Annotated in this window: 4 protein-coding genes; all 4 read right to left on the bottom strand. The window is 40.0% G+C overall.

Translation table 11 applies throughout. From position 1 onward, the window contains the following. The coding region (locus X919_RS0102235; protein WP_028898852.1) for an IS256 family transposase at positions 1 to 505 on the bottom strand (505 nt) is incomplete at its 3' end. Positions 506 to 630: 125 nt separating this feature from the next. Beyond that, on the bottom strand, positions 631 to 1,011 hold the full coding sequence (locus tag X919_RS0102230) for a hypothetical protein (protein ID WP_028898851.1): 381 nt from the start codon (positions 1,009 to 1,011) through the stop codon (positions 631 to 633). 6 nt (positions 1,012 to 1,017) lie between these two features. After that, positions 1,018 to 1,968 (bottom strand): NUDIX domain-containing protein, encoded by a 951-nt coding sequence (locus X919_RS17405; RefSeq protein ID WP_371212581.1) that lies wholly within the window; start codon positions 1,966 to 1,968, stop codon positions 1,018 to 1,020. A gap of 47 nt (positions 1,969 to 2,015) precedes the next feature. Continuing rightward, positions 2,016 to 2,405, bottom strand: coding sequence for a PGN_0703 family putative restriction endonuclease (locus X919_RS17400; RefSeq protein WP_371212582.1), 390 nt, complete (start codon positions 2,403 to 2,405; stop codon positions 2,016 to 2,018). Between the last annotated feature and the right edge of the window lie 410 nt (positions 2,406 to 2,815).

Raw genomic sequence — 2,815 nt, 5'->3', positions numbered from 1 at the left:
AATGGATGGCATCCAGCCAGCATATTGCATATACAGGATCAAGCATTCGTGAACGCCATGACTTGATTTCCGGCAGTACTCTGTCTGTGATGGAACTGATGGTTTCGGCAGATAGTTTGGTATCAAACTCGCGCTCAAAATACTTGCTAATATCGCGAGTACTTGTACCAAAAGCATACATGTTTATAATCTGATCCGCCATACCTTCAGCAAGAATTGTTTCGCGCTTTTTGACGGTCTGAGGCTCAAAGGAACCATCACGGTCACGAGGAGTTTCTACAGTGACCTCACCATAGCATGTCTGCACTTGCTTAGGCATCTTACCATTACGACGATTGCCTTTTGAGCGTTCATCAATAGAGAGATGAGCATCCATCTCACCTTCAAAAGCAGCATTTAAAATGCGCTCCAACATTGGTGCCAAAGCACCATCCTTACCAAATAATGGTTCCCCGTTACGAAGCTGCTCAGCAGCTCGCTTGTAATCGATTTCTTTGTTGTCCATAATAAATAAACTGTGTAAAACTAATTTTATTGTAGCATGACACAGTTTACTTTACACTCTCACCAATCTTTGTTGGCTTATATGTATTCTCGTTTTGACATATCAATTGGTTATAATCATATTCGTTAGTGGTATAATTCTGGGTCACCTTTAGAGCGGTCAACAAACTCTTCGTCATATTCTTCCCCGGGAATCAAGTCATCAAAATCAGGGTTATCGTATGAATCTTTGTCATCATCTTCCTGTTCACCATTCTTGAAGTTGAAATTTACTCGTTTTCGACCTTTGATGGTATTGACAATGCTGTCGTTATGATGCCTAACTGAGTCACGCCATCGCAAACTCTGTTCTTCTCTAATTCGTTGCTTTTCTGCTTCGATTTTGCTTTGCTCTTGCTTACGCTCTCGTTCTTTAAGGGCAAAGTATGCGGTTATACCATAGGCTGTACCGATAATGATTATCGTTATCCAAAAGTTTCGCCAGAATTGTTTTCCTAATTTTGCCATAAACAACTAATCTTTCAGATTTGCAAAGGGCCTTCGTCCATTATGTTCGGCTTTGAATTTGGCAATCATTCTCTCTTCAACGTCTCGTGGGTTGTCGATTGTAGCTTTCCAGCATATAATTAAATCATGAGAGTTGGCTAACTGCCAGATATATCTGCCTCCCCAATGACCAATTTTCTTGCCCATACCGAACTTTAGATACTGGATGAGTCTTGACAGAAGTGTTGCGTTAGACCCGCCACCAGCTTTGCCAATATAAAGAATGCTGGTATTGTCTATCCAGTTTTCTTCTAATTCAGCTATACCAACATTGGGATTCTTGTCCTTAAACAAGCCACCAGAACCTTTCGCGAGAAATGTTGGCTGCATACTATGAGAGCATAGTACAACATATACTCCTTGTTCATTGGGTATCTGATAAGGATTCGTCATCAAGTTACCTATGGACACGAATCCCTCGAAGCCATGTTGCTTCAATCTATCCGAGTCTAAATTTTCTTCAGAAGAGGAATTACACCTGTTCCCAACAAGCTTATTATAGGCTGCAATTGCACCTTGCATAATCTCGTCATGGTCAAAGGCAAGAGACGGCAACGAATCTATTGCCCACCACTTTGCCTGTGCAGCATCATCCTGTCCTTTGACTTCAACAGGCTCATCAATGATAGTAAGATAAACCACAGAGATGGTACGTCCACGAGGGTCACGGTCAACCTTCGAGTACGCACCAATCTGATGAACGTCACTAATCTTCAGACCAGTTTCTTCCTCCAACTCACGCACAGCACATTGCTCCGTGGTTTCGTCCATATTGAGAAATCCACCAGGAAATGCCCAACAACCTTTGAAAGGTTCATTGCCACGCTCAATAAGCAGAACTCTTGGCTCTGCTTCACGAGTCATCACGATACAGTCTGTAGTAACTGCTGGACGAGGATATTTGTAGGTGTAGCTCATAACTATTCTTATTGGCTTTATTCAAATGCTTATTACGGAAGAAAATATTATTTCCAGTATCGAGCCGCAAGATATTCACACAAATCTCGGTGTGTATTCTTGACTGGTTCCATAAGCTTTTCGGGGCTTATAATTAAATACTTACTACTGTCAATTAGCCCATCAGAAAATGTGCAGACATCCGATCTCAGCTCTTTATTTCCTGCTGGTATGACATTTAGGTGAAGATAATCATCTACTCGTAGAACCTTATCACAAGATTTGATAATACCTTCAACCAATAGTGTCTGACACACTAATTCATATACAGGATCGTACTCATATGACTTTTCCCATTGTTTAATACTACTTCCAGAACCGACAAGTGGTATGTAGCGGTTTATAGAAGTTTGAGGAGCACGGACGTGTTCGTATGTCTCCACATATTTCCATTCAATTGGAATTGTACGTTGTCAAACGAAAGTACACAACTGCAAATATAGTTATTTACTCTGTAATTTCATTCTTTTATTCTCAGAAATTCTTTTGTTGATTGAATTTTGCTTTATTATTTCTCTTATCTTTTTGATTTTCTCCCCTTGCCCTAAATATACGTCTCTAGGTGTAAGATTATCCAACGATTCATGAAATCTTCTCTCATTATGAGACCTCTGCAAAACCTACCACATTTTCAATTTTCATCTCTATAACCTTAAATGAGTGCATATTTATACGCAACTGATGCTATAGAAGACTACTTTAGTGCAAAATAGACCCTTTTTTTGGCGTATTTTCCCCTTATCTGATAGAATTTGACACAATAATCCCTGGCGTTCGGTATAAGTTGTAGGCAATGGATTCCATAATA

The sequence above is a fragment of the Prevotella sp. HJM029 genome (assembly GCF_000599605.1).
GTDB lineage: Bacteria > Bacteroidota > Bacteroidia > Bacteroidales > Bacteroidaceae > Prevotella.
This window is presented reverse-complemented; position numbering and strand designations above follow the sequence as displayed.